This window comes from Achromobacter sp. SX5 (genome assembly GCF_056711425.1).
Window position 1 is genome coordinate 4157852 of sequence record NZ_CM160041.1, and the last position, 26546, is coordinate 4184397.

A 26546-nucleotide genomic window follows, 5' to 3' on the forward strand; every position below is an offset into this window, starting at 1 on the left:
GCGGCCTCGCCCTGTGCTAGAACTCCAGCATCAGCGAGGCCGCCAGCACGGTGCGGCGCGTCTTGAGGTTTGCGGGCTTCTTCAGCGGCCAGCCCGCCGACAGGTCGTAGCTGGCTTTCAGGTAAGGCATGGCGAAGCGTCCGCGCAGGCCGGCGACGGCGCCTACCAGGGTGCGGCCGGACAGGGACGCGGCGGACGGGCCGCCCACGCGGCCGGCGTCCAGGCCGGCGTACAGCTGCGGCCAGGCGCCGCCGGGCTGCAGCGAAAGGTCATTGCGCAGGCTCCAGCCATCTTCGGCGGCCAGCGTCGACTGGCCATCGAAGCCGCGCACGGCATAGCGGTTGCCGATGGTGAAATAGTCGGCGGGGACCAGCGCCGTCCTGGCATGCTGGATCTGCCAGTTGAGCTGGTAGACCCACTGCCGGCCCGCCGCGTCGAACGGCAGATACAGGCCGGCGCTGGCGCTGAGAACGGCGCTGCGGCCGGTCCAGGCGGGATCGCCGTAGACCTGGCCGGGCTGCCTGGAAAATCGGGGCAGCGTGCCGCGCACGCCGGCGCCCACGTCAAGCACGGCGCGGCCCAGGTACTGGCGGTGTCCGTAGCTGAACTCGTAGCCCGCGACGTCGCGGCGTTGCACCGCGATGTCGACGTCGTTGACGCGGCTGCCGACCCGTTTGCGCAGCAGCTTCAGCGCCGCGGTGCCCTTGTAGCGGCTGCTGCGATAGGCAACCACCGACACGCCGAAGTCCAGCCGTTGGGTGCTGCCGCCGTAGACGATGGGTGCGTCGAAACCCGCCACGGTCTGGCGATAGCGCGAGCGGCTGGCCGCGATGGAGAAGGCCCAGTAGCCGAAAGGCACGCTGTAGTCGATGGAGGCCGCGCGCGTCAGCGCGTCGTCGCGGCGCAGGCCTGCGTTGCCGTTCCATGAGACGGACAGGCGGTCGTACAGGAACAGCGGCGAATCCAGCGTCAGGCCGGCGTTGATCTGGTTCTTCCCGGTGGATTCCATGCCGGCGTTGTCGCCGCCCAGGTAGGCGTGCCAGCGCTTGCCGCTGCCCGGTTTGATGAGGACGTCGGAATCGCCCGGCTCGGCGCCGGGCGCCACGTCGATGACGGCGTCGGCCTGGCCCTGCAGGCGCCGGATGTTCTCCAGCGCCTGGTCCAGGTCGCGCTGGTTGAACGGCCCGCCGGGTCCGGTGGGCATGGCGGTGCGCCACCAGCCCACGGCGCCCTCGCTGCGGACCGCGGCGATGCGCCCGCGCAGGTAGCGCAGGGTCAGCGTGCCGCCAGCCAGCGATTGTTCGGGCAGCAGCACCCGGGCCGTGACCAGACCTTGTTCGACGAGGCGCGCATGCAGGTGCTCTTGCAGCGCCTTCAGGCCCTGCCCGCCCACGCAGGCGCCGATGACGGCGGCGGCCAGCCGGCGCAGTTGCGACGGCGGCTCGGGGCCGTCCCAGGCGACCTGGCGCAACAGGAAGCAGGGAGTCTCGCGCGGCAATACCAGCGGCTGCGCGCGCCCTTCCCCGGGCGCCGAGAGCACGTCGGGACGCTGCTGCGCGCGGGCGCGCTGGACATCCAGCTCCTGTTGCTGGCGCCGCTGGATGCCGGTGGCGTCGATGCCGGCCCCGGCCGGGGCCTGCTGCGCGGCCGCGGAGGAAACGCACAGCGCCGTCAGTGCCGCCGACAGCGCCTTGCGCCAACCCTCGTGCCGGACGCGCGTCCGCTTCGGATTATTGGTGCGCACGGATGCCCTTGATTGAAAAGCGCTTCGATGAATCTCTGCGAAGAAACGCTAGTTCGTTTTGCTGGCACCGTCGTCTTTATTGCGTCCTATATGTCTGCGCGCATGCGGCGTGCATAGAAAAAACCGCCGCCTTCCACAAGGAGAAGGCGGCGGTTCGCGCCGGGCATGAAACCCGGAATTACTTGTCCGGCTGGGGCGTGATGCGCAGGTAGGGACGCACGGCCTTGTAGCCCTTGGGGAATTTCTGCTTGATCACGGCCTCGTCCTGCAGCGACGGAACGATGATCACGTCGTCGCCGTTTTCCCAGTTCACCGGCGTGGCCACGCTGTGGCTGTCGGTCAGCTGCAGCGAATCGATGACACGCAGGATCTCATTGAAGTTGCGGCCGGTGCTGGCCGGATACGTGATGATCAGGCGCACCTTCTTGTTGGGGTCGATGATGAACACCGAACGCACGGTCAGGGTGGCGTTGGCGTTCGGGTGGATCATGTCGTAGAGCTCGGATACCTTGCGGTCCTTGTCCGACAGGATCGGGAAGTTGACCGTGGTGGACTGGGTATCGTTGATGTCTTCGATCCAGCGCGTGTGCGAGTCGGTGTCGTCCACCGACAGGGCCAGCACTTTGACGTTGCGCTTGGCGAATTCATCGGCCAGCTTGGCGGTGTAGCCCAGCTCGGTGGTGCAGACCGGCGTGAAGTCGGCCGGATGCGAAAACAGGACGCCCCAGCTGTTGCCCAGATACTCATGGAAGCGGATCGGGCCGACCGAGGATTCCTGTTCGAAATCGGGGGCGGTATCGCCCAGGCGTAGTTGACTCATGATATCTCCTGTATGCGGATTCAGTGGGGGCTGGCCGCCCGCCGAAACGGGCGGCGCAGGCTGATCGTCTCCCGGAAGACGATTCTTCCATCAAACCCGCAGTCGGGGAAATACGCAAGACATATAACCTTATGCAATATTCAGGCTGGCGCCACAGGCGTCGGCCACGACCCCGGCTCGCACCGCCGCCGACAATGCCAGCGCGCGCGGCAGGATATGCGCGCCGTAGAACAGGCCGGTGGCGATTTTCGAGGCATGGAACGGGTCGGTGGAGCCGCCGGCCAGATGCCGGCGGCAGGCCAGCACGGCGCGCGCCATCTGCCATCCGCCGTGCGTGACGCCGGCCAGCATCAGGTAGGGCACGCTGCTGGAATAGGCCGCCCGCACATTGGCCGCCGACTGCTCCAGGATGAAGGCGACGCCGGCCTCGTACGCCTGGATCGCGGCGTCGAAGTTATCGCGCAGCAGGCCCAGGCCGGCGCGGTCCTGCGCCGCGGCCGACGCGGCCTCGGCGCTGAGCGCGCGCAACGTCTCGCGCATCGCCGCGATGGCGGCATGCGCGGCGGCGCCGCCGTCGCGCTGCGTCTTGCGTCCGACCAGGTCGTTGGCCTGGATCGCGGTCGTGCCCTCGTAGATCGGCAGGATGCGCGCGTCCCGGTAGAACTGCGCGGCCCCGGTCTCTTCGATGTAGCCCATGCCGCCATGCACCTGGATGCCCAGCGACGCGATCTCGACCGCGTTCTCGGTGGAGAAGCCCTTGACGATGGGAACCAGGTATTCGTAGAAGGCGCGGTTGCGCGCGCGCTGCTCCGGGTCGGGATGATGCGTGCCCTTGTCGTGCGCGGCGGCGGCCACGTAAGAGATGGCGCGGGCCGCCTCGGTCAGCGCCTTCATGGTCATCAGCATGCGCTGCACGTCGGGATGGCGCACGATGGCGACCGGGCCGGGCGAGCCTTCGACGGCGCGGCCCTGCACGCGCTCGCGCGCATAGGCCAGGGCGTGCTGGTAGGCGCGCTCGGACACGCCGATGCCCTGCTGCCCCACCGAATAGCGGGCGGCATTCATCATGATGAACATGTATTCCAGGCCGCGGTTGGGCTCGCCGACCAGGTAGCCGATCGCGCCCTCGCCCACGTCGCCCTTGCCCGAGCCGTACAGCAGCACGGCGGTGGGGCTGCCGTGGATGCCGAGCTTGTGCTCCAGCGAGGCGCACCACACGTCGTTGCGCTTGCCGGGCGAGCCGTCGGGCTCGACCAGGAACTTGGGCACGATGAAGAGCGAAATGCCCTTCACCCCGGCCGGCGCGTCCGGCATGCGCGCCAGCACCAGGTGGATGATGTTCTCGGCCAGATCGTGCTCGCCGTAGGTGATGAAGATCTTCTGGCCGCTGAGCCGGTAGCTGCCGTCCTGCTGCGGCACCGCACGGGTGGCGACCTGGGCCAGGTCCGAGCCGGCCTGCGGCTCGGTCAGGTTCATGGTGCCGGTCCACTTGCCGCCGATCAGGTTGGGCACGTACTGCTGGCGCTGCGCCTCCGAACCCACGGTCAGCAGGGCTTCGATGACGCCGTCGGTCAGCATCGGGCACAGCGAGAACGCCAGGCTGGCCGCCTGGATGTTCTCGCCCGGCGCCGCCGCCACCAGCTTGGGCAGCCCCTGCCCGCCCCAGGCCGCCGGATGCTGCAGACCCTGCCAGCCGCCGGCCGCGTAATCCTTGAAGCCCTGCGCATAGCCCGGCGTGGCGGCGACGTGGCCGTCCTGCCAGACCGGCGGGCGGGTGTCGCCCGGCACGTTCAGCGGCGCGATCGCCTGTTCCACGAAGCGGCCGTTCTCTTCGAGGATGGCGTCGACCAGATCGGGCGTGACCTCTTCGAAGCCGGGAAGTTTCAGGACCTCTTCAAGTCCGGCCAGTTCGCGCAGGGCGAAACGGAAGTCCTGCAATGGGGTTGCGTAGGGCATGGTGTCTCCATCAATTGGCGCTGTCCAAGCTTTGTTTGGCCAATCTTAAACCCTTGCTTCCCTCCTTGCGGGCGAAGGCGCCGAAGGCTTCCAGCGAGGCCGACGGCGTGACTTCCTCGTAGCCGGCCGCCATGCCCTGCTGCACCTCGGCCAGCGCCAGCACTTCGTTGCTGGCCTTGAACAGCGTTTCCAGGACTTGCGGCGGCGTGCCCTTGGGCGCGAACACGCCCCACCAGTTGGACAGCTCGTAACCGGGCACGGTCGCGGCGATCGGCGGATAGGGCAGCAGGCGCGAGGGCTGACCCGACGTCACCGCCAGCGCCACCACCTTGCCGCTGTCGATCACGGCCTTGGCCGAGGGCGCCGTGGCGAAGGAGACGTCGGTGTCGCCCGCGGCCACCGACTGCGCCGCGGCCGCGCCGCCCTTGAACGGAATGTGCATCAGCTTCACGCCCGTCAGCGACATGAATTCGACCGCGGCCAGATGGGTGATGATGCCGTTGCCGGACGAGGCCACGTTGATGGTTCCCGGCTTGCTCTTGGCGCGGTCGATCAGGTCCTGCACGCTCTTGAAGCCCAGCTTGGCGTTGGCGATCAGCACCATGGGGCCGGTGGTGAGCTGCGCCACGGGCACGAAGTCGTCGGGCGTGTAATCCACCTTGTACAGCGCGCTGTCGCTGCCCATGACGCTGGAATTGCCCAGGTACAGGGTATAGCCGTCGGCGGCGGCGCGCGCGGCCAGGCTGGCGCCGATGGTCGAGCCGGCGCCCGGACGGTTTTCGATGACGACGGGCTGCTTGAGCTGGCGGGCCAGCGCGTTCGCGTAGACGCGCCCCACCTGGTCGGCCCCGCCGCCGGGCGGGAATCCGATCACCAGGGTCAGCGGCTTGGACGGATACGGCGCGGCGGCCTGCGCGGCCTGCGGCATGGCGGACAACGAAACAACGGCGGCAAGCAAGGCGCCGCAGGCGGTGATGGCGGGTTTCATCGAAGTCTCCTTTGTGGATGTCGGAGCCGCTTGTCTTGCGGCCCTCTGTTGATGCGCCGGCCGCTTCAGCGGCCGGTGAAGCGCGGCTTGCGCTTTTCGCGCCAGGCCAGCGCGCCTTCGGCCAGGTCGCGCGAGCGCTCGGACTGCAGCACCGCCTCCTCGATGGCGGCCACGTCGATCTCGCCGCGCGCGATCCGGTTGAGCTGGGCTTTGACGCCGAACAGCGGTATCGGCGCCATCTCGGCGATCTGCGCGCTCAGCGCGTCCAGCCGCTGCTGCAGGCGATCCTCGTCGACCAGCTCGGTCAGAAAGCCGATGCGCAGCATTTCGTCGGCCTGGATGCGCTCGGCGGTCAGGAACAGGCGCTTGGCCTGGTCCACGCCCAGGCGCGTGACGTAGCGCGACATGCCGCCGGGATAGAAATGCAGGCCCAGCCGCGTGGCCGGCATGAACATATCGGCCTGCGGCGTGCCGATGCGGAAATCGCAGGCCAGGCACAGGTCGGTGCCGCCGCCATACGCCCCGCCCTGCACCGCGGCGATAGTGACGGGCCGGGCCGCTTCGATCAGGTCCATGGTCTGCCCGAAGTACAGCGAGCTGGGCGCGCTGTCCGAGGCCAGGGAAGCAATGTCGTAGCCGCTGCAGAAGTACTTGCCGTCGGACTGGATGCGCAGCACGCGGACGGCGTCGTCGGCGTTCACGGTCGCCAGATGGTCCCTCAGCACCTCCAGGTCGCGCGGGGACAGCCGGTTGGCGTGGCCGGGCCGGCGCAGGCGCAGCGTGGCGACGTGCCCGTCCACCGACAGGCTGGGCGTCTCGCCGGGCGCGTTCATGCCGCCTCCGCCTGGTAGGCCACGCCATCGGCCAGCAGCCTGTCGATTTCGGCGCCGTCCATGCCATAGCGCGCGAACACGTCGCGCGTGTGCTGGCCGAACACGGGCGGCGCGCGGTCGGCGGCGGCCTGCGCGCCGCCCAGCTCCAGCGGCAGGCCCACCTGCCGCAGTTCGCCCAGCACCGGATGCGCCAGCGTGCGCACCAATCCGCAAGCCTGCACCTGCGGGTCCGCGAACACGTCCTCCAGGGTATTGATCGGGCCGGCCGGAATGCCGGCGTCTATCATCAGCGCGGTCCATTCCATGCGCGTCTTGCGCTTGAGCCCCGCCTCCAGTTCCAGCTTCAGCTCGTAGCGGTGCTGCATGCGTTCGGCGTTGGTGAGAAAGCGCGGGTCGGACGTCAGATGGGACAGGTCCAGAATGGCGCAGAGCTTGACCCACATGGCCTGGGTGGCCGGCGCCAGGTTGAGCGGACCGTCGGCGGTCTCGAAAGTGCCGTAGGGCGCGATGACGGGATGCACGTTGCCGCAGGGCTGCGGCACCTCCTCCTTGCTGAGATAACGCTGGCCCTGCACGCTGAGCAGCGCCATCAGCCCCGCCAGCAGCGAGGTTTGGACGTGCTGTCCGCGCCCGGTGGCGGCGCGCTGCGCCACGGCCGACAGGATGCCGATGACCAGCCACATGCCCGCGGTCAGGTCGCCGATGGCGACGCCGACCCGCATCGGGCCGGACTCGGGCGTGCCGGTCAGGCTCATGAAGCCGGAATAGCCCTGCGCCACCTGGTCGAACCCGGCCCAGTCGCGCGCCGGGCCCTTGCTGCCGAAGCCGGAGATCGACGCCATGATCAGGCCGGGATGCTCCTCGGCCAGCGCGTCATAGCCCAGGCCCATCGCGTCCATGGTGCCGACCTTGAAGTTTTCGACCACGATGTCGGAGGCCAGGGCCAGCTTGCGCAGCAGCGCCAGCCCCTCGGGCTTGCGGAAGTCCACGCCTATCCCTTGCTTGCTGCGGTTGGCGCTAAGATAATAAACACTTATGTCATCATCGAAAGGCCCCCACTGGCGCGCCATCTCGCCCGCCGGCATGGGTTCCACCTTGATGACCTCGGCGCCCAGGTCTCCAAGAATCATTGTGCAGAAAGGCCCGGAAAGCGCCCGGGTCAGATCCAGCACCTTCAGCCCGGCCAATGGCAGACTCATGTCGGTCGTCCTCCTCTGATGTGAGGCCCATTCTAGGCAGCGCCGCAAAGGCATAGAAAATACTATTTTCCGATCCATCCATAAGTTTTTCTTATTCCATGAATCTGCGTCAGCTGAAGTATTTCGTCCGCGTGGTGGAACTGCAGAACATGACGCGGGCCGCCGAAAGCCTGCACGTGGCGCAGCCCGCGCTAAGCCAGCAGATGTCGCTGCTCGAAGAGAACCTGGGCGTGGCGCTGCTGGTGCGCGGCGCCAAGGGCGTGCAGCCCACCGCCGAAGGCCTGCTGCTGTACCGCCACGCGCAGATCATCCTGCGCCAGGTCGACAGCACGCGCAGCCTGCTGTCGCGGACCGCCGACCAGATCACCGGCACGGTCTCGATCGGGCTGGCCTCCAGCACGGCGCGCATGCTGGCCCTGCCGCTGATGCGCCGGGTCAAGGCGGAGCTGCCCTCGGTGGTGCTGGAGATCGTCGACGTGCCCAGCGCCGACCTGACCAAGCTGGTGCTGCAAGGACGCATCGACTTTTCGCTGTCGCCGGACCAGCAGCCCATGCAGGGCCTCCTGCGCACGCCGCTGTTGCGCGAACGCCTGTTCCTGCTGGCGCACGCCAGCGTGGCGCTGCCGCGCCGCACCCTGGCCATCGAGGACTTCGCCGCGCTGCCGCTGGTGCTGCCCAGCCTGCCCAACACGCTGCGCGCGCGGCTGGACCACGCCTTCCTGACCGCCGGCCTGACCTGCAACCTGTTCGCCGAGGCCAGCACCTCGGCCATCCTGATCCCCGCCGTGCGCGAGGCGATGGCGGCCACCATCCTGCCCAGCTCGGCCGCGCAGCCCGAGATCGCGGAAGGCTCCATCGTCGCGCACGCGCTCGACCGGGCGCTGTCGCGCGAACTGGTGCTGTGCGCCAGCGCAAGCCTGCCGCCCTCGCCCGCGGTCAACCGGGTCATCGAGCTGTGCCAGGACGAAATAAAACGCCTGATCGAGGATCAGGCGTGGCAGGGCTGCACCTTGCTGCGGTAACGGCTAGCCCAGGTGGTGGGCCAGCGACACGATGATGGGCCCCAGCACCGGCAGCAGCACGTTGGCGATGGCGTAAGTCACGGTGTAGCCCAGGAGCGGCACCGCGCTGCCGCTGGAATTCAGGATGGCGCTGATGGCCGGCGTGCTGACGTGCTGGCCGGCGATGGCCCCCACCAGCAGCGGCCCTTCTATCTTCAGGATCTTGTGGCCCACCCACAGCGACAGGCATGCCGGGCCCAGCGACACCAGGAGGCCGATCACGGGCAGCACCGCGCCGTGCTCGCGGATCAGCTTCACCGCCTCCGGCCCGGCCGACAGGCCGACGCAAGCCACGAAGATCGCCAGCCCCAGGTCCTTGAGCAATTGCACCGCGTGGTCCGGCATGTGGCCCAGCGCCGGCCGCTTGGCGTTGATCCAGCCGCAGACCAGGCCGCTGACCAGCGCCCCGCCGCCGCTGCCCAGCGATACCGGAATGCCCCACAGGTTTGCGCTGAGGCTGCCGATCAGCAGGCCCGCGAGTATGCCGAAAGCCAGGAACACCAGATCGGTCACGCCGCTGCGGCGCAGCTCGTTGCCCAGCGCCGCGCCGGCCGCCGACAGTTCGGGTTCGGCGCCCACCAGCGTGATCAGGTCGCCGTACTGCACCACGGTGGACGGCGTGATCGGCAGGGAATGGCCGGAGCGCACGATGGACTGCAGGAACACGCCGCGCGCCCGCTGCGCGCGCGGCCGTCGGGCCAGTTCGCCCACGGTGTGTCCGTTCACCGCCTTCTTGTTGACGATGACCGCCAGTTCGCTGAGCTGCAGGTCGTCGGCATGCGCCTCGGGCAGCTGGATCTCGGGGCCGATGACGCCGCCGGCGCCCAGCACGAAGCGCCGCATGCCCAGCACCACCACGATGTCTCCCACCGCCAGCACGTCCTCGGGCGACGCGTCCACCGCCGCCCCGTCGCGCAGGATGCGGCTGACGGCGGTGCGCCCGCCCAGCCTGGCCTCCACCTCGGCCACGCTCATGCCGCCGGCGTCCTTGACCACGTGCGCGCGGCCCACCAGCCGCGGCAGCGTGGGCATATTGGCGTCCTCGCCGTCGCCGGCGGCCACGCCCAGCTTTTCCTCCATCGCCTTGGACGCTTCGCGCAGGTTGATGCGCAGCAGCGCCGGCGCGACCTGGCTGGTGAAGAACACGATGCTGATGAGGCCCACCAGATAGGTCAGCGTGTAGGCGGTGGCGATGTTGGCTTCCATGCGCTGGACGTCGGCGTCGGCCAGGCCCAGGTGCTTGAGCGCCTCGGCGGCCGTGCCGACCACGGCCGATTCGGTGGCCGCGCCGGCCGCCAGCCCGGCCGCCGTGCCGGCGTCCAGGCCGAACAGCGGCACCGCCGCCAGCACGATGGTCAGCACCAGCACGGCCTCGATGAGCGGCAGCGCGATGAAGCGCAGGCTGGAGCGGTTCAGGTTGGCGAAGAACTGCGGACCGCCCGAGTACCCCATGGCGAAGATGAACAGCGCGAACGCGACTTCCTTCAGGTCGCCGCGGATCTGGCAGCCGGTCTGCCCGATCAGCAGGGCGACGATGAGCGTTCCGCACACCCCGCCCAGCTGGATCGGGCCGATCCGGAGCTTGCCGATCAGGTATCCCAAACCCACCGTCACGAACAGCACTGCGATGGGGACGCTATTGAAAAACCCGACGCTGCAAGTCATATGTTCATATCACCCTGGGGTTGCCGTGACCGCCTACTTGCCGGCGCCCTTCCTGGCCGACTTGGCCGCCGTATCCGCGCGCTGCACCGCCTGCTTGACCGCCTTGCGCGCCACGGCCGCGCCGGCCTTCTTGCCGGCCGCCTTCTTGCCGGCCGCGGCCTTGACCTTCTGGCCCTTGCCCGCGGTCGGACCCGAACGCACCAGCTCGGAGGCCTTCCACGCGTCGACGTATTCGGTCGCGGCCGCCACCATGTGCTTGCCGATCTTGGCGTAGTCGCCGTCGTCGAGGTTGGCCAGGGAGATCCGGATCGACCAGGGCGGGCCGCCGAAACCGCCGCCGTCCATCAGCACCACGCCGGTCTTCTCGGCCAGGCGGAACAGGAAGTCCACCGGCTCGTAATTGTTGACCATGTACTTGCAGAAGCCGTCGCCGTACATCACCTTGGCCCAGACCATGAAGTCCAGTTCCACGTAATACCAGGCGCGCGTCGGATCTTCCGGCGGCATGGGAATGCCCAGGCCCTGCCACAGCGCGTCGCGCCGCTTGCGCACGATTTCCATCGTCAGGTGCTTGTAGGCGTCCTTCAGGTCGAGCAGGTGGGACAACGCGAAAAAGCCCATCTGGACCTGCTGCGGCAGGGACAGGCCGGCCGTGTGGTTCAGCGCCACGTTGCGGCTGTCGGCGACCATGCGGTCGATGAACTTGAGCTTCTCCGGCTCCATCGTCATGGCGCTGTAGCGCTTGTGCAGGCGCTTTTTCCACGACGCCGGCAGTTCGGCGATGCGGCGGTCCATGATGTTGGTTTCGTGGGTCGCGATCACGCCCAGGCGCCAGCCGGTGCAGCCGAAGTTCTTGGAAAACGAATACACGCAGATCGTGTTGTGCGGCACCTCGGCCATCAGCGAGCGGAAGTTCGGCACGAAGGTGCCGTACACGTCGTCGGTGACCAGCACCAGGTCGGGGTTCTTGCGGATCAGGCGCACGATCTGCTTCATTTCGACCGGGCTGAAGGCCACCGACGGCGGGTTGCTGGGATTGACCGTGACCGCCAGCTTGATCTTGGGGTTCTCCAGCTTGGCGATTTCCTCGGGCGGGTAATGCCAGTCATGCGTGCCGTCGGCCCGCATGCTGCTGGCGTTGATGGGCACGATCTTGAACTGGAAGCGCTCCAGGTGCGCGATTTCGATATAGGGCGTGAACGTGGGCAGGAACAGCGCGATGGTGTCGCCCTGCTTGAGCAGCCCGTTCTGCAGCAGCGAATCGAAGATGTAGCACATCGCCGCCGTGCCACCCTCGACCGGAAACAGGTCGAACTTGCCCTTGGGCGGGCGACCGTCGCACATTTCCTTGATCAGGTAGTCGTGCACGATCTGCTCCATGTGCACCAGCGCGCGCGGCGGCACCGGGTAGTGGTCGCCGATGATGCTGTCGGTGAGCTCGTGGACCCATTCGTCCGCATCGAAGCCCTTGACCTTCACGCCGTATTCCAGCACGCCCGCCAGGAAGTCGCGGCCGTCCTCGCCCTTGTGCTTGGACAGGAACTTGCGCAGCCGGCCGGCGCAGCCCTGCTTGTCCGGCATGCCCGCCAGGATGCCTTCGTCGCGCACCCGGCGCGCCTCTTTCATCGCGAACCGGCCCAGCAGGAAGAAGGCGTCGCGCGGCTCGGTGGCGATCCAGTTCGGATTGCCGCGGCCGGCGTTCAGCATGGTCGCCGCCGACAGCTGCTGGCTGTCCTTGGCCAGCGTGATCAGGTAGTCCTTCAGTTCGAACGGCGAAAGCTGTTCGAGGTCGCGCTGGTGCGAGCGGGTGGTTTTCAGTGCCGAGGCCAGACTGACGGTGAGAGGCGCGGTGGAAGCCATGGTTCAGTACTCCTGGTTTGCGTGGTGACGGGCGTTGGCTGCGTGGCGGGCCGTTGCGCCCGCCAGCCTTGGGCAGCGGTCCGCGGGCCTGGCGGCCCGCGGACGAGCCGCTAGGTCATGAGCATGACGATGACGATCCCCCAGATGATCAGCAGCGTGTTGCCGATCGCGTAGGGCACCGTATAGCCGAGGGCGGGCACCTGGCTCTTGGCCGTTTCGGTAATCTGCCCGATGGCAGCCGTCGTGGTCCGGGCGCCGGCGCAGACGCCCAGCGCGATGGCCGGGTGGAACTTGAAGATGTAGCGGGCGATGAGCACGCCCAGGATCATGGGCACGCTGGTGGCGATCACGCCGGCGACGAAGAGCTTGGCGCCCAGTTGCTGGAAGCCCAGGACGAAGCCCGGTCCGGACGAGATGCCGACCACCGCCACGAAGGTCGTCAGCCCCACGGAGGTAAGGAACCAGTGCACCGGCTCCGGCACCCGGCCGAAGGTCGGATGCACCGAGCGCAGGTAGCCGAAGACCAGGCCGGCGATCAGCGAGCCGCCCGAGGTCGACAGCGTGATGGGTATCCCCTTGACGGTCAGCACCAGCGAGCCGAACAGGCCGCCCAGCAGAATGCCGAAGCCCACGAACACCATGTCGGTCTGGTCGGTGGCGCGATCCACGTAGCCGACCTTGCCGACCACGCGTTCGACGTCGCGCTTGGCGCCCAGCAGGAACAGCCGGTCGCCGCGGTCCAGCTTCAGGCCCCAGTTGACCGGCATCTCGTGGCCGCCGCGCACCACCTTGCGCAGGAACACGCCGCGTCCCAGTTCGCGCACGGCGTCGTGCTCGGCGATTTCCTGCACCGTCTTGCCGGCCAGGTTCTTGTTGGTCAGCACCACCTCGACGATCTCGGCGGGCAGGTTGATCACGTCCCGGTCCTCGACCTCGCCGCCGATGATGCCCGGCGCCTGCTGCACCAGCGCATCATGCCTGCCGGTCACGCCGAGCACGTCGCCGGCCTGCAGCACGGTCTTGGAATCGCAATCCAGGATCTGGTCGCCGCGGCGGATGCGCTCGACGAAGACGCGCGCATCGACGAAGCGCGACTCCAGCTCGCCCACCGTCTTGCCCACGCAATCCTCGCGCTCCAGCCTGTAGGCGCGCGCCGTGAACTTGCGGTAGCCCGACAGCTCCATGGAATCGGCGCCGCCGGACATCTTGGCCTCGTACTCCTTGCATTCTTTCACGATGTCCACGCGCATCAGCTTGGGGCCCAGCGAGGCCAGTATCCAGGCGCTGCCCACGGTGCCGAAGATGTAGCAGACCGCGTAGGCCACGGGGATGCTGTCGATCCATTGCTTCTTGGTCGCGGCGTCCACGTTCAGGCCGTTGATGGTGTCGGTGGCCACGCCCATGACCGCCGAGATCGTCTGCGCGCCCGACAGCAGGCCCGCGCCGGTGCCGGCGTCAAAACCGAAAGCCACCGCGGTGCCCCAGGTGACCAGCAGGCAGACGACGCAAATGACGACCGCGAATATGACCTGGGGCAGGCCATCGCTTTTCATGCCGCGGAAGAATTGCGGGCCGACGCCATAGCCCAGCCCGAAAAGAAAAAGCAGGAAGAAAACCTGCTTGACGATGGGAGCGATAGTGATATCGAGCTGCCCGACCAGCACGCCCACCAGCAGCGTTCCGGTGACCGCGCCGAGATTAAACCCGAATATCTTCTTGGCGCCTATCCAGTAACCCAGGCCCAAGGTCAGGAATATCGCGAGCTCCGGATATTTCCGCAAAGTGTCAAAAAACCATTCCATCCCGAATCTCCTTCGTTCTGTACAGGCCAAGCACTTGCGCGAATCTTGCTGCGCGTCGGAAACATTATCAGAATCTTGCAATAAAGCAAAAGATTTATAGCGTTCCGATTAAATAGCGGTGAACGGGTGTCTCCAAAAACAGAAAACCCGCCGGCGCGCACGCCGGCGGGTTTTGGATAACGCGGGATTAAACCGGATTCAAACCGGATGCACACCGGTTTCAAACCCGGATCTAAACCATTACAGCGCGCTGGTCAGTTCGGGCACGACCTGGAACAGGTCGCCGACCAGGCCGTAATCGGCCACGCCGAAAATCGGCGCTTCCGGGTCCTTGTTGATGGCCACGATGACCTTGGAGTCCTTCATGCCGGCCAGGTGCTGGATGGCGCCCGAGATGCCCACCGCCACGTACAGCTGCGGGGCCACGATCTTGCCGGTCTGGCCGACCTGCCAGTCGTTGGGCGCATAGCCGGCGTCGACCGCCGCGCGCGACGCGCCCAGCGCCGCGCCCAGCTTGTCGGCCAGCGGGTCCAGGATCTTGAAGTTCTCGGCGCTGCCCAGGCCGCGGCCGCCCGACACCACCACGCGCGCGCCGGCCAGTTCCGGACGGTCGCTCTTGGCCACTTCGCGGCCCACGAAGCTCGACAGGCCCGAATCGGCCACCGCCGCCACCTCTTCGATCGCGGCCGAACCGCCTTGCGCGGCGACGGCGTCAAAGCCGGTCGTGCGCACCGTGATCACCTTGACCGCGTCGCCCGACTGCACCGTGGCGATCGCGTTGCCCGCGTAGATCGGGCGCTGGAACGTATCGGCCGATTCCACGCCGATGATGTCGGAGATCTGCGCCACGTCCAGCTTGGCCGCCACGCGCGGAGCCACGTTCTTGCCCGAGGCCGTCGCCGGGAACAGGATGTGGCTGTAGCCCGAGGCCACCGCCAGCACCTGCGCGGCCAGGTTCTCGGCCAGCCCGTCGGCCAGCTGCGCGGCGTCGGCCAGCAGCACCTTGGACACGCCGGCGGCGGCAGCGGCCTGCTCGGCCACGGCGCGCGCGTTGGCGCCGGCCACCAGCACATGCACGTCGCCGCCGATCTTGGCGGCCGCGGCGATGGTGTTCAGGGTTGCGCCCTTCAGCTGGGCGTTATCGTGTTCTGCAATAACCAGCGTCGTCATGTTCAAACCACCTTCGCTTCGTTCTTGAGTTTGTCCACCAGGGCCGCAACGTCGGCCACCTTGATGCCGGCCTTGCGCGCGGGCGGCTCGCTGACCTTCAGCGTCTTCAGCCGCGGCGCCGGGTCCACGCCCAGCTCTTCAGGCGTGACCGTGTCCAGCTGCTTCTTCTTGGCCTTCATGATGTTGGGCAGCGTCACGTAGCGCGGCTCGTTCAGGCGCAGGTCCGTCGTGATGATGGCCGGCAGCTTCAGCGTCACCGTCTCCAGCCCGCCGTCGACTTCGCGCGTCACCGTCGCCTTGCCGTCGGCCAGCTCCACCTTGCTGGCGAACGTGGCCTGCGGCCAGCCCAGCAGCGCGGCCAGCATCTGGCCCGTCTGGTTGGCGTCGTCGTCGATGGCCTGCTTGCCCAGGATCACCAGTTGCGGCTGCTCCTTGTCGACCAGCGCGCGCAGCAGCTTGGCCACCGCCAGCGGCTGCAGCTCCGCGTCGGTCTGCACCAGCACGCCGCGGTCGGCGCCGATGGCCATGGCCGTGCGCAGCGTCTCCTGGCATTGCGCAACGCCGCAAGACACCGCCACCACCTCGGCCGCCGCGCCCTTTTCCTTCAGGCGCGTCGCTTCCTCGACGGCGATCTCATCGAACGGATTCATGGACATCTTCACGTTGGCGATGTCCACGCCGGTTTGATCAGACTTGACGCGCACCTTGACGTTGTAGTCAACCACGCGCTTGACAGGTACCAATACCTTCATCCCGCTGTCTCCAAAATGAAAATGAAATAGTTGCCCCGGCTTGCGCCGGGATTGCAGTGCACAATTTTTTCCTGATTCTACAGCTTAGCCAGGGCTCGTATGTGCGCGACGACGCTGCGCCCCAAAGCTGACAAGTTGTAACCGCCTTCCAGCGTGCTGACGATCCGCCCCTGGCAGTGGCGCTCGGCCACTTCGACCAGCCTGTCGGTGATCCACGCGTAGTCGGCTTCGACCAGGCCCATCTGGCCCATGTCGTCCTCGCGGTGCGCATCGAAGCCGGCCGACACCAGGATCAGTTCGGGCCGGTGCGCCTCCAGCCTGGGCAGCCAGGAGTCGCTGACGATGGCCCGCACGGCGGCGCCCGCCGTGTACGCGGGCACGGGCACGTTCAGCATGTTCGCGGCCGGGTGGTCCGCGCCGCTGTTCGGAAAGAACGGATGCTGGAAGAAACTGCACATCAGGACGCGCTCGTCGCCGGCAAAGACTTCTTCGGTGCCGTTGCCGTGGTGGACGTCGAAATCGACGATGGCCACGCGCGCCAGGCCGTGGAATTCCAGCGCATGCTGCGCCGCAATGGCGACGTTGTTGAGAAAGCAGAATCCCATGGCCTGCGAACGGCAGGCATGGTGGCCGGGCGGCCTGACCGCGCAGAACGCCGTGCGGGCTTCGCCGCCCATCACCGCATCCACCGCCGCCACCCCCGCGCCCGCGGCGTAAAGCGCGGCCTCGTAGGTGTGCGGATTCATCAGCGTGTCGGGATCTATCGGGAAATACCCTTGTTCGGGCGTGTTTTCGCGCAGACTGTTCAGGTACTGGACGGTATGCACGCGCAGCACGTCGTGACGCGACGCCTGCGGGGCCTGGCGGTCGTCCAGATAAGGCATCAATCCGCTCGCAAGCAGCTGGTCGGAAATGGCGTCCAGCCTCTGCGGGCTTTCGGGATGCCAACTGCCCATTTCATGCAAGCGGCATGCCGGGTGGGTAAGATACATGGTCTCCATAAGGAAGATTATGTTCATCTGTCGGCGAATACTGCAACTCGGAACCCTTTGCGCCTTGCTGGCGGGCTGTACCACCACCGCCCCCACCGCTACCGCCCCGGCCTCGCCATCCGCCGCGGCCTCGTCCTCTCCCGCTCCCATCCGCATCGGACCCAGTGCGCCGACTCCAGGCTTCGGACTGGCCGACGACGGCCCCGCCGCCCTCGGCGCCAACGGCGCGCTGCGCCCGGAAGTCCGTTCATTCGTGGAAAGCCTGGCCGCCGAGCGCCAGCTGCCGCTGGCGCCCATGGTCGCCGCGCTGGAGGGCTCGCGCTATAACGCCACGGTGGCGCGCCTGATTGCGCCGTCGCCCCCGGGCAAGAAAATCTGGCGCAGCTGGCTGACGTACCGCTCGCGCTTCGTGGAACCCAAGCGCATCGGCTGGGGCGTGGACTTCTATAACGAAAACCGCGACCTGCTCAACCAGGCCGCGCAGCGCTTCGGCGTACCTGCGCCCATCATCGCATCCATCATCGGCGTGGAAACGCTGTACGGGCGCAATATGGGCAATTTCCGCGTGCTGGACGCCCTGACCACGCTGGCTTTCGATTATCCCGATCCGGCCAAGCCCGAACGCGCCACCATGTTCCGCGGGCAGCTGGCCGACTTCCTGACGCTGGCCATGCAGGACAAGCTCGATCTGGAAACCCGCGGCTCGTACGCGGGCGCCATCGGCATGCCGCAGTTCATGCCCACCAGCGTGATGCATTACGCCGTGGACGGCGACGACAACGGCCATATCGACCTGAGCAACAACACCCGCGACGCGATCATGTCGGTGGGCAGCTTCCTGTCCCAGCACGGCTGGCAGCGCGGCCTGCCGGTGTTCGCTCCCGTGATCCTGCCGGTCGATCCCGCGCCGCTGGTCGACGGCGGCCTCGAACCCAAGCAAAGCTGGAACTCGCTGACCGCCGCCGGCGCGCGCCTGCGCCCCGGCGCCTCCGCCGACCGCTGGACCAGCCAGCCGCTGGGCGTGGTCGACCTGGTGGAAGAAGCCCGCGGCACCGCGCAGTACCGCGTGGGCACGCCCAACTTCTTCGCGCTGACCAAGTACAACCGCAGCTATTTCTACGCCACCTCGGTGGCCGACCTGGCCGACGAGATCGAGGCGCGCGTGGGGCGGTGATGAGCGGGGGCCGCGATCGCGCGGCCCCTCTCCTAGACCGTCGCGACCGGCGTGACGGGCGAACCCACGGCGCCCGGCAGGTTCAGCGGCGGCGCCGTCAGCAGGAAACGATTGCGGCCGTTGGCGGCGAGCCAGCGCGCCAGCTCGCCCAGATACCACATCTCGCCTATGGGCATGCCGAGCTTGAAAATGCAATGGTGATGCAGCGGCAGCGCCGCGCAGCAGGCGTTGGGTTTTTTGGTGGGATAGATTTCCAGCGCATGGTTGTCCGACGCCATGGCCGCCACCTTCGAGTCGGTGATCCACTGCAACAGCTTCTCGTCGCTGCCGTCCAGGCCCGCGCATATTTCATGCAGCGTATGCGGATCGGGCTCGCGGCGCTTTTCCAGCAGGGCGTCGCCGAATTCCGTGTGGAACAGCACGATGTCGCCGCGCTCGATTTCGATCCGGTCGGCGTCCAGTATCCGCATCAGCTCGTCATAGCCCACGGATTTCTGCTCGCGGCCGTAGTGGCGCGCCAGGTCCACCATCACGCCGCGGCTCTGCACGCATGATTCGGCAAGCTGGGTGATGTCCAGTTTCTTGGCGTTGGAGGCCGTTCCCTGACCCAGATCGATTTTGGCGAAACCGTTATCGACGTCGTAGTCCACCGGCCCCACCACGTGTTCATTGGGCCGGTAGCCGTTGTAGTAGACGCGCTCGGGCAGTCCGTCGCCATTGGCGTCGAACAGCGCGCCCACGTGCGCCAGCGAATCCCATTGCGTCGAATACTGCAGGCTCATCTCGACGATATCGTCGCTGAGCACGTCGACGCAGCCCGGGCGCAGGCGCCCCAGCGGGAAGTTCAGATACTGGTCGCCATCCCTTTCGGTCGGACGCAGCTTGGGCGGATGGCGGCGCACGTTCACGCCATTGCCGCCCGGGTAATCCAGCGGCAGCGACAGGCAGAAGCTCAGGCCCTCGCGGACTTCGCGCATGCCGCTCAGCACGTTCTCGCGAGTGATGTAATTCAGGCAGCCTCGCTGGTCGTCAGGCCCGAAATCTCCCCAGTTCGATCCTTCGGGACGGTTCTTCCACCTCATGCGTCGCACCTCCTTGGCAATTAGCAATTTGACATAAATTTATCACGTATAGGATACTACCATCATGGATGTGAAGACTGCTGGCCGTGTGCTGGATGTCTTGAATCTGTTTGCCGAAGCGCAGAAGCCCTTGCTGTACAGCGAGATCGCTACGCAGATGGGGATTCCGCTCTCGAGTTGCCACGGTCTGCTGAAGACCATGGTGGCGCGCGGCTATCTGTATGAAATCGGCAAAAAGCATGGCTATTACCCGACGCAGAAGCTCATCCACGTGGCGACCCTGATCTGCCAGAGCGACCCGTTGAACGCGGTGATCGAGCCGGTACTGGCCCAGGTGCGCGACATCACGGGAGAGACGGCGCTGCTGGCCAAGCTCGCCGACGACAAGGTCGTTTACCTGATCGTCGCCGAATCCAAGCAGACGATCCGCTTTTCCCATCAACCCGGCGGTTTCAAGGCGGTGCACGCCACCAGTTCCGGCAAGGCCCTGCTATCGGTGCTGTCCGCCGACGAGCGGCAGAAATGGTTCAAGACCTATAGCGGTTTTGCTGCCTATACCGACAGCACGCTGACCAGCCGGGAGGCCTTCGACCGCGACCTGGAAGCGGGCATCGCTCGCGGCTGGCAGCGCTCCGTCGGCGAAAACGTCGAGGACGTCATGTCCATTTCGCTCGGATTCCGGGCATACGAACAACCGTTTGCAATCGTGGTGGCCGGCCCGCTGGGCAGGATGCAAAAGAACGAAGCCATCACGGGTCAACGGCTGACCGAGGTAAAGACGCTGCTGCGCGCGGCCCTGCCCTCGGCCAATCTCACTTTTGTAGGAGAAGACAGTAGATGAACAAACGCACTTTCCTGGCCGCGGCATGCTCGGCGGCCGTCATGGCGTCCCTGCCGGTTGCAAACGCCTATGCGCAGGCCGCTTATCCGGACAAGCCGATACGCGTGATCATGCCGTGGGCGGCGGGCGGCCCCACCGACGTCGTCGGCCGTTTGATCGCAGTCCAGATGGGTGAAATCCTGGGGCAACCGCTGGTGATCGAAACCCGCGCCGGGGCCAGCGGCACCATCGGCACGGCCCAGGTGGCCAAGGCCCCCGCCGACGGCTACACCCTGCTGATGAACCCGTCCGTCCAGGGCATCTACCCGGCCCAGTTCAAGAACCTGTCCTTTGACCCGATCCAGGACTTCCGGATGGTGGGCGTGCTGGGCACGGTGCCGATGGTGGCCGTGGTTCCGCCCGATTCCAGATTCAAGACCTTCGGCGATCTGATCAAGCAGGCCCAGGCCCAGCCCGGCTCGCTGAGCTTCGCCTCGCCCGGCGTCGCCACCCTGCCCCACCTGGCGGGCGAACTGATCAATACTTCCACCAAGGCCAAGATCACCCACGTCGGCTATCGCGGCAGCAGCCCGGCGCTGACCGACGTCGCGGGCGGCCATGTGGATCTGATGTACGCGCCGCTGGCGCCGGCCCTGCCGCTCATCCAGAGCGGCAAGGTGCGCCCGATCGCCGTCACGACCAAGACGCGCCTGGCCGAATTGCCCGAGGTGCCGACCATCGCGGAAACCGTGCTGCCCGGCTTCGACATCGTCACCTGGTACGGCATGTGGGCGCCGAAGGACACGCCGGAACCGATCATCGCCAAGCTCAATCAGGTCATGATCGAAGCCTCGCAGTCGCCCAAGGTGATCGAGGCCTTGAAGTCGCAGGGCACGCTGCCCAGCGCCATGAGCTATCAGGAAGCCGAAGCCTTCAACCTCGCCGAAAGCAAGCGTTGGATCAAGGTGATGCAGGACGCCGGCATCCAGCCCGAATAAGCCCGGGAAAGATCAGTTGAAAACGCCGGTGGACAGGTAGCGGTCGCCGCGGTCGCAGACGATGAACACGATGGTGGCGTCGTTGACGCGCTCGGCCACGCGCAGCGCGGCGACCAGGGCGCCGGCCGACGAGATGCCGCCGAAGATGCCTTCTTCGGCGGCCAGGCGGCGGGCCATGACCTCGGCTTCCGTTTGCGCGATGGATTCGTAGGCGTCCACCCGGCTGCGATCGAAGATCTTCGGCAGATAGGCCTCGGGCCATTTGCGGATGCCGGGAATGGACGAGCCTTCGGCCGGCTGGGCGCCCACGACCTGCACGGCGGGATTGCGCGACTTGAGGTAGGTGGACACGCCCATGATGGTGCCGGTGGTGCCCATGGCGCTGACGAAATGCGTGACCCGGCCTTCGGTCTGGTTCCAGATTTCGGGGCCGGTGGTTTCGATGTGGGCGCGGGGGTTGTCCGGATTGGCGAACTGGTCCAGGACCAGGCCGCGGCCGTCGGCCTGCATTTCGGTGGCCAGGTCGCGGGCGTATTCCATGCCGCCCTTGTCGGCCGGCGTCAGGATCAGCTCTGCGCCATAGGCGGTCATCGCCGCGCGGCGCTCCAACGACAGGTTGTCCGGCATGATGAGGATCATGCGGTAGCCGCGCATGGCGGCCGCCATGGCCAGCGCGATGCCGGTATTGCCGCTGGTGGCTTCGATAAGGGTGTCGCCCGGCTTGATGTCGCCGCGCTCTTCCGCGTGCTTGATCATGGACAGCGCGGGACGGTCCTTGACGGAGCCGGCGGGGTTGTTGCCTTCCAGCTTGGCCAGGATGACGTTGCCCCGCGCGGCGCCCGCGGCTCCGGGGATGCGCTGCAGGCGCACCAGCGGCGTGTTGCCGACGGTTTGCTCGATAGTGGGATAGGTAGTAGTCATGCGGATGATGATAACTCCGCCCGGCGGCGCGCGGCGGCTAAATCCGCGCTGCCGCCAGGGCCACCGGCGCGGACGCCGGCGTCAGGGTTTGGCGCGGGCCGGCGCCGGCCTTGCGGCGGCGGGCTTCGGCGCCGCGGCCGCCTTGCCCACCTGCAGGCCCGCGGCCTTCAGGGCCTGCGCCTTTTTCGCGCCGATGCCGCGCACGCGTTCGGCCAGGTCGTCGAGCGATTCGAACTTGCCGCCGCGCTCGCGTTCCTGGACGATGATTTCGGCGGTGCGCGGGCCGATGCCGCGCACGCCCTCGAGCTGCTGCACGCTGGCCTGGTTCACGTCCACCGCCTGCGCCGGCGAGGCCGCCAGGCCCAGCCCCGCGGTCAGCAGCAGCGCGCCCAGCGCCTGCCGCAACGGGCGCGGCTGCGCGGCGCACGGCTGGCCGCCGGCCTGGCGCTGGCGCCCGGGCCGGGCGGCGCTGCGCCATTGCGTGGACGGCGACGGCCGCGCCGTGACGGAATGTAGGAACGGGTTCATGCGAGTCTCCTGAAGGACCGGGCGCGACGGTTGTCGAGCCACGCAGCGATCATGCCGCGCGGCCCGTCGCCAGGAGTTCGCCGTGAATGAAAACATCCACCCCGGAAACCCGCGGGTGGATGTGGTCTGCGTGGGGCGATGCCCCGCGCCCGGGCGCTAGCGCGTCAGGTTGCGCCAGTACCGCACGTACTCCGACACGCCGGTGCGAACGTCGCGCATGGGCGCCTGGAAACCGGCCGCGCGCAGGCGCGAGACATCGGCCTGGGTGTAGCTCTGGTAGCGGCCCTTGAGGTCGTCGGGGAACGGGATGTAGCGGATCAGGCCCTGCTCGACCAGCTGCGCCAGCGGCAGTTCGGCCTCGCCGCGTTCGGCGCGCAGCGCGTTGACCACGCCGGCGGCCACGTCGTTGAACGGTTGCGCCCGGCCGGTGCCGCAGTTGAAGATGCCCGACTGCTCCGGATGGTCCAGGAAGTGCAGGTTCACCGCCACCACGTCCTCGACGGAAATGAAGTCGCGGCTCTGGCCGCCGTCGGGGTAGCCGTCCCAGCCCGCGAACAGGCGCACGTGGCCGTGTTCCAGGAACTGGTTCATGTTGTGGAAGGCCACCGAGGCCATGCGGCCCTTGTGCTGCTCGTGCGGGCCGTAAACGTTGAAGTAGCGCAGGCCCACCACCTGGGCCGTCAGGCTGTCCATGCGCCGGCGCAGGACCTGGTCGAACAGCAGCTTGGAATAGCCGTAGACGTTCAGCGGGCCTTCGTTGGCGGGGGCTTCCACGTAGACCGAAGAGCCGCCATAGACCGCGGCCGACGAGGCGTACAGGAAGGGAATGCGGCGCGCCTGGCAGAACTCGAACAGTTCCAGCGTGACGCGGTAGTTGTTGTCCAGCATGTAGCGGCCGTTGCGCTCGGTGGTGTCCGAGCAGGCGCCCTGGTGCAGGACCGCGCGGACCTCGCCGATGCTGCCGTCGGCCACGCGGCGGCGGAAGTCGTCCTTGTCCAGGTAGTCGGCGATCTTGCAGTCGACCAGGTTGACGAACTTGTCGCCTTCGGTGAGGTCGTCGACGGCGATGATGTCTTCGATGCCGCGGCGGTTGAGCCCGCGCACCAGGTTGCTGCCTATGAAGCCCGCGGCTCCGGTAACGACGATCATGAGGATTCTCCAGCCAGTTCGGCGGCGGTGACGACGGACGTGCCCAGCTTGCCCACGGCGATGCCGCCGGCGCGGTTGGCCCAGCCCATGGCATCGGCCCACGGCAGGCCGATGGCGCGCGACACGGCCAGCGTGGCCAGCACGGTGTCGCCCGCGCCGGACACGTCGAACACCTCGTGCGCCTGCGCGTCGATGTGGTCGCGTCCCGCATCGGTAAACAAAGTCATGCCCTGCTCGGAGCGCGTCACGAGCAGGGCTTCCAGGTCCAGATCGGCGCGCAGCCGCTGCGCGCGATCGGTGAGTTCGGCCTCGGAATTCCAGCGGCCCACGGCCTGCTGCATTTCCGAGCGGTTGGGCGTGACCAGGGTGGCGCCGCGATAGCGGCTGTAGTCGTCGCCCTTGGGGTCCACCAGCACCGGGATGCCCGCGGCCCGCGCCAGCGCGATGAGCGACTCGACCCGGGTGAGCACGCCCTTGGCGTAGTCGGACAGCACGATGATGTCGTGGTTGGCCAGGTGCCGGGCCAGCGCGGCGTCCACGCTGTCGAGCGCGGCCTGTTCGGGGTGCTGTTCGAAGTCCACCCGCAGCAGCTGCTGCTGGCGGCCCAGCACGCGCATCTTCAAGGTGGTGTGCAGCGACGGGTCGGCGATCAGGTCGGCCTGGATGCCGGCCTCGGTCGACAGGCGGCGCACGCTGTCGCCGGCTTCGTCGGCGCCCAGCACGCCCACCAGAGTCACGTGGCCGCCCAGCGCCGCGACGTTGCGCGCGACGTTGGCGGCGCCGCCCAGGCGGTCTTCGCGGCGCGCCACGCGCACCACCGGCACCGGCGCTTCCGGCGAGATGCGTTCGACCTCGCCGAACCAGTACCGGTCCAGCATCACGTCGCCCACCACGAGCACGCGGCTGTGCGAGATGGCTTCGGCGGGAAAAGATTTCATTCGAGTTCTTCCAGGCGGCGCGGCGCGTAGGTCTCCCAGGCGTTGCAGCCGGGACATTGCCAGTAAAAACGACGCGCCTGAAAACCGCAACTGCGGCATGCGTAGCGGTCGAGCCGCTGCGTATGCTTGTGGATCAGGCTGCGCAGCAGCGTCAGGTCGGCGCCCGGCACCGGGCCGTGGTCGGCGTCGCCCTCGCCATTGGCCAGTTCGGCCTCGAGCAGGCGGTCCAGGCCCAGCAGGGACGGATGGCTGCGCAGCGCGCCGCGCGCGAACGTCCAGGCCGGCGTAGCTCCCTGCTGCACGCGCAGCTCGCGGAACAGCACGTTGAACAGGTCCAGCGAGGCATGGCGCGCGTACTGCTTGAGCAGCACGTCCAGCCCGGCCTGTTCCTGGTGGGCGGCCCGGTAGTTGGCCAGCACCTGCTCGGCGACCAGGCCCGCGTATTCGGGGGCGTCGTTCATGACCGATTCCAGGTACAGGCGCTCGCGCTTGGGGTCCTGTTCGGTCAGGGCCAGGCGCGCGCGCAGCATCGCGGTGCGCACCATGGCGCCGCGGCTGGAGGCGGCGTCTATGCCCGACAGCGCATGGTCGGCCGCGTCCAGCGCCTTGTGGGCGGCGTCGATGTCGGCCGGCTTGGCCGCCAGCGCGGACTGCGCCTGCTCGCAGTAGTAGTGCACGATCTGCGGCACCGGCTCGTCGACCAGGCCTTGCAGCGTCTTGACGGCCTCGATGGCGCGCGGCCAGTCGTGCTCGGATTCGTAGATGCGGATCAGCGAGCGCAGCGCCGGCAAGGCGTAGCGGGTGTCCTTGAGCAGCTCGAAACCGCTTTCGGCGCGATCCAGCATGCCGGCCTTGAGGAAATCCTGCGCCAGTTCGTGCTGGGCGTGTTCGCGCTCGGCGGCCGGCAGGTCGGAGCGGTTGAGCAGGCTCTGGTGCACGCGGATGGCGCGTTCCATCTCGCCGCGGCGGCGGAACAGGCTGCCCAGCGCGAAGTGCAGCTCGGTGGTTTCGGGGTCGAGCTTGGCGACTTCGACGAAGGCGTCGATGGCGCGGTCCGGCTCTTCATTGAGCAGGAAGTTCAAGCCGCGGAAATAGGAGTCGGGCAGGCTGCGGGTTTCCCGCAGCATTTGCCGGATGTCGAAGCGCGCGGCCAGCCAGCCCAGCGCGAACAGCACCGGCACGAAAATCAACCACCAAGGTTCAAAATCCACTGTTCAGGCCCTTGCGGCAGGTCGGTACGGAAAACGAGATGGGCAACGGCATTACAGCGGCGACATCGGCGCGACGGCTTCGGGCGGCACGGCCGGCGTGGTGCCGTTGACGGCGGCCTGGACGCGGTCGAGCTCGCGGCGCAGGCGCATGGCCTCGCGGCGGCGGCGCACGGCGGCGGGCACGGTCAGCAGCAGGCCGAACAAGGCGCCCAGCACGAAAACCACCAGCATCACGACGATGAGCGGGACGTCCTGCACCACGTAGTCGGCGTAGAACTTCACGGCGACCGGATCGGTGTTTTTCAAGGCGAACATCAATACCGCAACGAACACGAGCAATCGCAGGGCCCAGACGAGGTAGCGCATGGCGCATGCTCCTTAGAAATCGAGACTTTCAATTGTAAGCGACGTCTCCCGCCCGCCGCGAGAAAAAACCCGGCCCGCAAAAACAAAGCCCCTTGATTGCTCAAGGGGCTTGGTTCGCGGTCCGATCCGCCCGAAGGCAGCCTTTCAGCCGTGCCGTCAATGCATGGCGTGCAGACTCACCATCGACGGCATCGGTTCACTCGATCCGGAGGATTGAGCGTCCTCATCGTTGCCGCCGGCCAAGTCCACCCGCTCGCGCAATTCCTTGCCCGCCTTGAAGTGCGGCACCTGTTTGCCAGGCACCAGCACCTGTTCGCCGGATTTCGGGTTGCGCCCGATTCGGGGAGACCGCTGCGACAGCGAGAAGCTGCCAAAACCGCGGATCTCGATGCGCTGGCCCGAGGCCAGGGCCTGGGTCATCGCATCGAGCACGGTCTTGACCGCGTAATCGGTGTCGCGGGCGGCCAGCTGAGGATAGCGGGCCGCCAAGGCGGCGATCAGCTCCGACTTGGTCACG

General features: G+C 67.4%; 24 protein-coding genes. 4 read left to right on the plus strand and 20 right to left on the minus strand.

The genetic code is table 11. The features are described 5' to 3' along the window. Positions 1 to 16: 16 nt before the first annotated feature. From AC1M14_RS19520 to AC1M14_RS19545, 6 genes are all read right to left on the minus strand, one after another. A complete protein-coding gene (locus AC1M14_RS19520; protein WP_479730290.1) occupies positions 17 to 1744 on the minus strand; it encodes a ShlB/FhaC/HecB family hemolysin secretion/activation protein in 1728 nt (575 codons plus the stop codon). Between the two features lie 178 nt (positions 1745 to 1922). After that, positions 1923 to 2564, minus strand: a complete 642-nt coding sequence (locus tag AC1M14_RS19525) for a peroxiredoxin (RefSeq protein ID WP_102774868.1) — start codon at positions 2562 to 2564, stop codon at positions 1923 to 1925. 129 nt (positions 2565 to 2693) lie between these two features. Next, positions 2694 to 4520 carry an acyl-CoA dehydrogenase gene (locus AC1M14_RS19530; protein ID WP_111827291.1) on the minus strand — a complete coding sequence of 609 codons (1827 nt, stop codon included), beginning with the start codon at positions 4518 to 4520 and terminating at the stop codon, positions 2694 to 2696. 10 nt (positions 4521 to 4530) lie between these two features. Further along, positions 4531 to 5508, minus strand: a complete 978-nt coding sequence (locus AC1M14_RS19535; RefSeq protein WP_479730291.1) for a tripartite tricarboxylate transporter substrate-binding protein — start codon at positions 5506 to 5508, stop codon at positions 4531 to 4533. Between the two features lie 65 nt (positions 5509 to 5573). After that, positions 5574 to 6341, minus strand: coding sequence for an enoyl-CoA hydratase/isomerase family protein (locus AC1M14_RS19540; protein WP_479730292.1), 768 nt, complete (start codon positions 6339 to 6341; stop codon positions 5574 to 5576). After that, entirely contained in the window at positions 6338 to 7540 is a 1203-nt protein-coding gene (locus AC1M14_RS19545; protein ID WP_111827289.1) for a CaiB/BaiF CoA transferase family protein, read from the minus strand. The genes AC1M14_RS19540 and AC1M14_RS19545 overlap by 4 nt, the downstream gene beginning before the upstream one ends. 98 nt (positions 7541 to 7638) lie before the next feature. Here AC1M14_RS19545 and AC1M14_RS19550 point away from each other — a divergent pair, with 98 nt between their 5' ends. After that, complete coding sequence (locus AC1M14_RS19550) at positions 7639 to 8562, plus strand: LysR substrate-binding domain-containing protein (RefSeq protein ID WP_111827288.1); 924 nt, start codon at positions 7639 to 7641, stop codon at positions 8560 to 8562. A 3-nt stretch (positions 8563 to 8565) separates the two neighbouring features. On the opposite strand, the gene aspT (AC1M14_RS19555) is transcribed toward AC1M14_RS19550, so the two are convergent. The 6 genes from aspT (AC1M14_RS19555) to AC1M14_RS19580 form a co-directional block, all read right to left on the minus strand. Beyond that, positions 8566 to 10266 (minus strand): aspartate-alanine antiporter, encoded by a 1701-nt coding sequence (aspT, locus tag AC1M14_RS19555; RefSeq protein ID WP_479730293.1) that lies wholly within the window; start codon positions 10264 to 10266, stop codon positions 8566 to 8568. A gap of 33 nt (positions 10267 to 10299) precedes the next feature. Further along, on the minus strand, positions 10300 to 12126 hold the full coding sequence (locus tag AC1M14_RS19560; RefSeq protein ID WP_479730294.1) for a bifunctional aspartate transaminase/aspartate 4-decarboxylase: 1827 nt from the start codon (positions 12124 to 12126) through the stop codon (positions 10300 to 10302). 110 nt (positions 12127 to 12236) lie between these two features. Next, on the minus strand, positions 12237 to 13928 hold the full coding sequence (aspT, locus tag AC1M14_RS19565; protein ID WP_102774876.1) for an aspartate-alanine antiporter: 1692 nt from the start codon (positions 13926 to 13928) through the stop codon (positions 12237 to 12239). A gap of 240 nt (positions 13929 to 14168) precedes the next feature. After that, positions 14169 to 15098, minus strand: coding sequence for an electron transfer flavoprotein subunit alpha/FixB family protein (locus tag AC1M14_RS19570; RefSeq protein WP_102774877.1), 930 nt, complete (start codon positions 15096 to 15098; stop codon positions 14169 to 14171). Positions 15099 to 15100: 2 nt separating this feature from the next. Next, a complete protein-coding gene (locus tag AC1M14_RS19575; protein ID WP_479730273.1) occupies positions 15101 to 15850 on the minus strand; it encodes an electron transfer flavoprotein subunit beta/FixA family protein in 750 nt (249 codons plus the stop codon). Positions 15851 to 15927: 77 nt separating this feature from the next. Beyond that, positions 15928 to 16851 (minus strand): histone deacetylase family protein, encoded by a 924-nt coding sequence (locus tag AC1M14_RS19580; RefSeq protein ID WP_210405811.1) that lies wholly within the window; start codon positions 16849 to 16851, stop codon positions 15928 to 15930. Positions 16852 to 16861: 10 nt separating this feature from the next. Here AC1M14_RS19580 and mltB point away from each other — a divergent pair, with 10 nt between their 5' ends. Beyond that, positions 16862 to 18016 carry a lytic murein transglycosylase B gene (gene mltB, locus AC1M14_RS19585; protein ID WP_479730295.1) on the plus strand — a complete coding sequence of 385 codons (1155 nt, stop codon included), beginning with the start codon at positions 16862 to 16864 and terminating at the stop codon, positions 18014 to 18016. A 32-nt stretch (positions 18017 to 18048) separates the two neighbouring features. On the opposite strand, the gene AC1M14_RS19590 is transcribed toward mltB, so the two are convergent. Beyond that, entirely contained in the window at positions 18049 to 19098 is a 1050-nt protein-coding gene (locus AC1M14_RS19590; RefSeq protein ID WP_209166653.1) for a cyclase family protein, read from the minus strand. A gap of 64 nt (positions 19099 to 19162) precedes the next feature. Here AC1M14_RS19590 and AC1M14_RS19595 point away from each other — a divergent pair, with 64 nt between their 5' ends. Both AC1M14_RS19595 and AC1M14_RS19600 read left to right on the plus strand, forming a co-directional pair. Next, on the plus strand, positions 19163 to 19939 hold the full coding sequence (locus AC1M14_RS19595) for an IclR family transcriptional regulator (RefSeq protein ID WP_209166652.1): 777 nt from the start codon (positions 19163 to 19165) through the stop codon (positions 19937 to 19939). Next, positions 19936 to 20916, plus strand: coding sequence for a tripartite tricarboxylate transporter substrate binding protein (locus tag AC1M14_RS19600; protein WP_209166651.1), 981 nt, complete (start codon positions 19936 to 19938; stop codon positions 20914 to 20916). The genes AC1M14_RS19595 and AC1M14_RS19600 overlap by 4 nt, the downstream gene beginning before the upstream one ends. Before the next feature lie 12 nt (positions 20917 to 20928). Here AC1M14_RS19600 and cysM read toward each other — a convergent pair whose 3' ends face one another. The 7 genes from cysM to AC1M14_RS19635 all read right to left on the minus strand — a co-directional run bounded on the left by cysM (position 20929) and on the right by AC1M14_RS19635 (position 26545). After that, on the minus strand, positions 20929 to 21837 hold the full coding sequence (gene cysM, locus AC1M14_RS19605) for a cysteine synthase CysM (protein WP_102774880.1): 909 nt from the start codon (positions 21835 to 21837) through the stop codon (positions 20929 to 20931). A gap of 81 nt (positions 21838 to 21918) precedes the next feature. Next, a complete protein-coding gene (locus AC1M14_RS19610; RefSeq protein WP_479730296.1) occupies positions 21919 to 22365 on the minus strand; it encodes a ComEA family DNA-binding protein in 447 nt (148 codons plus the stop codon). 156 nt (positions 22366 to 22521) lie between these two features. Next, positions 22522 to 23514 (minus strand): ADP-glyceromanno-heptose 6-epimerase, encoded by a 993-nt coding sequence (gene rfaD, locus AC1M14_RS19615; RefSeq protein ID WP_479730297.1) that lies wholly within the window; start codon positions 23512 to 23514, stop codon positions 22522 to 22524. After that, a complete protein-coding gene (gene rfaE1 / locus AC1M14_RS19620) occupies positions 23511 to 24452 on the minus strand; it encodes a D-glycero-beta-D-manno-heptose-7-phosphate kinase (protein ID WP_102774883.1) in 942 nt (313 codons plus the stop codon). Before rfaE1 ends, rfaD begins: the two co-directional genes overlap by 4 nt. Beyond that, a complete protein-coding gene (gene lapB, locus AC1M14_RS19625) occupies positions 24449 to 25663 on the minus strand; it encodes a lipopolysaccharide assembly protein LapB (protein ID WP_479730298.1) in 1215 nt (404 codons plus the stop codon). Before lapB ends, rfaE1 begins: the two co-directional genes overlap by 4 nt. A gap of 51 nt (positions 25664 to 25714) precedes the next feature. After that, a complete protein-coding gene (locus AC1M14_RS19630; protein ID WP_102774885.1) occupies positions 25715 to 26029 on the minus strand; it encodes a LapA family protein in 315 nt (104 codons plus the stop codon). Positions 26030 to 26185: 156 nt separating this feature from the next. Continuing rightward, positions 26186 to 26545, minus strand: a complete 360-nt coding sequence (locus tag AC1M14_RS19635) for an integration host factor subunit beta (RefSeq protein WP_013392394.1) — start codon at positions 26543 to 26545, stop codon at positions 26186 to 26188. Position 26546: the final 1 nt, after the last annotated feature.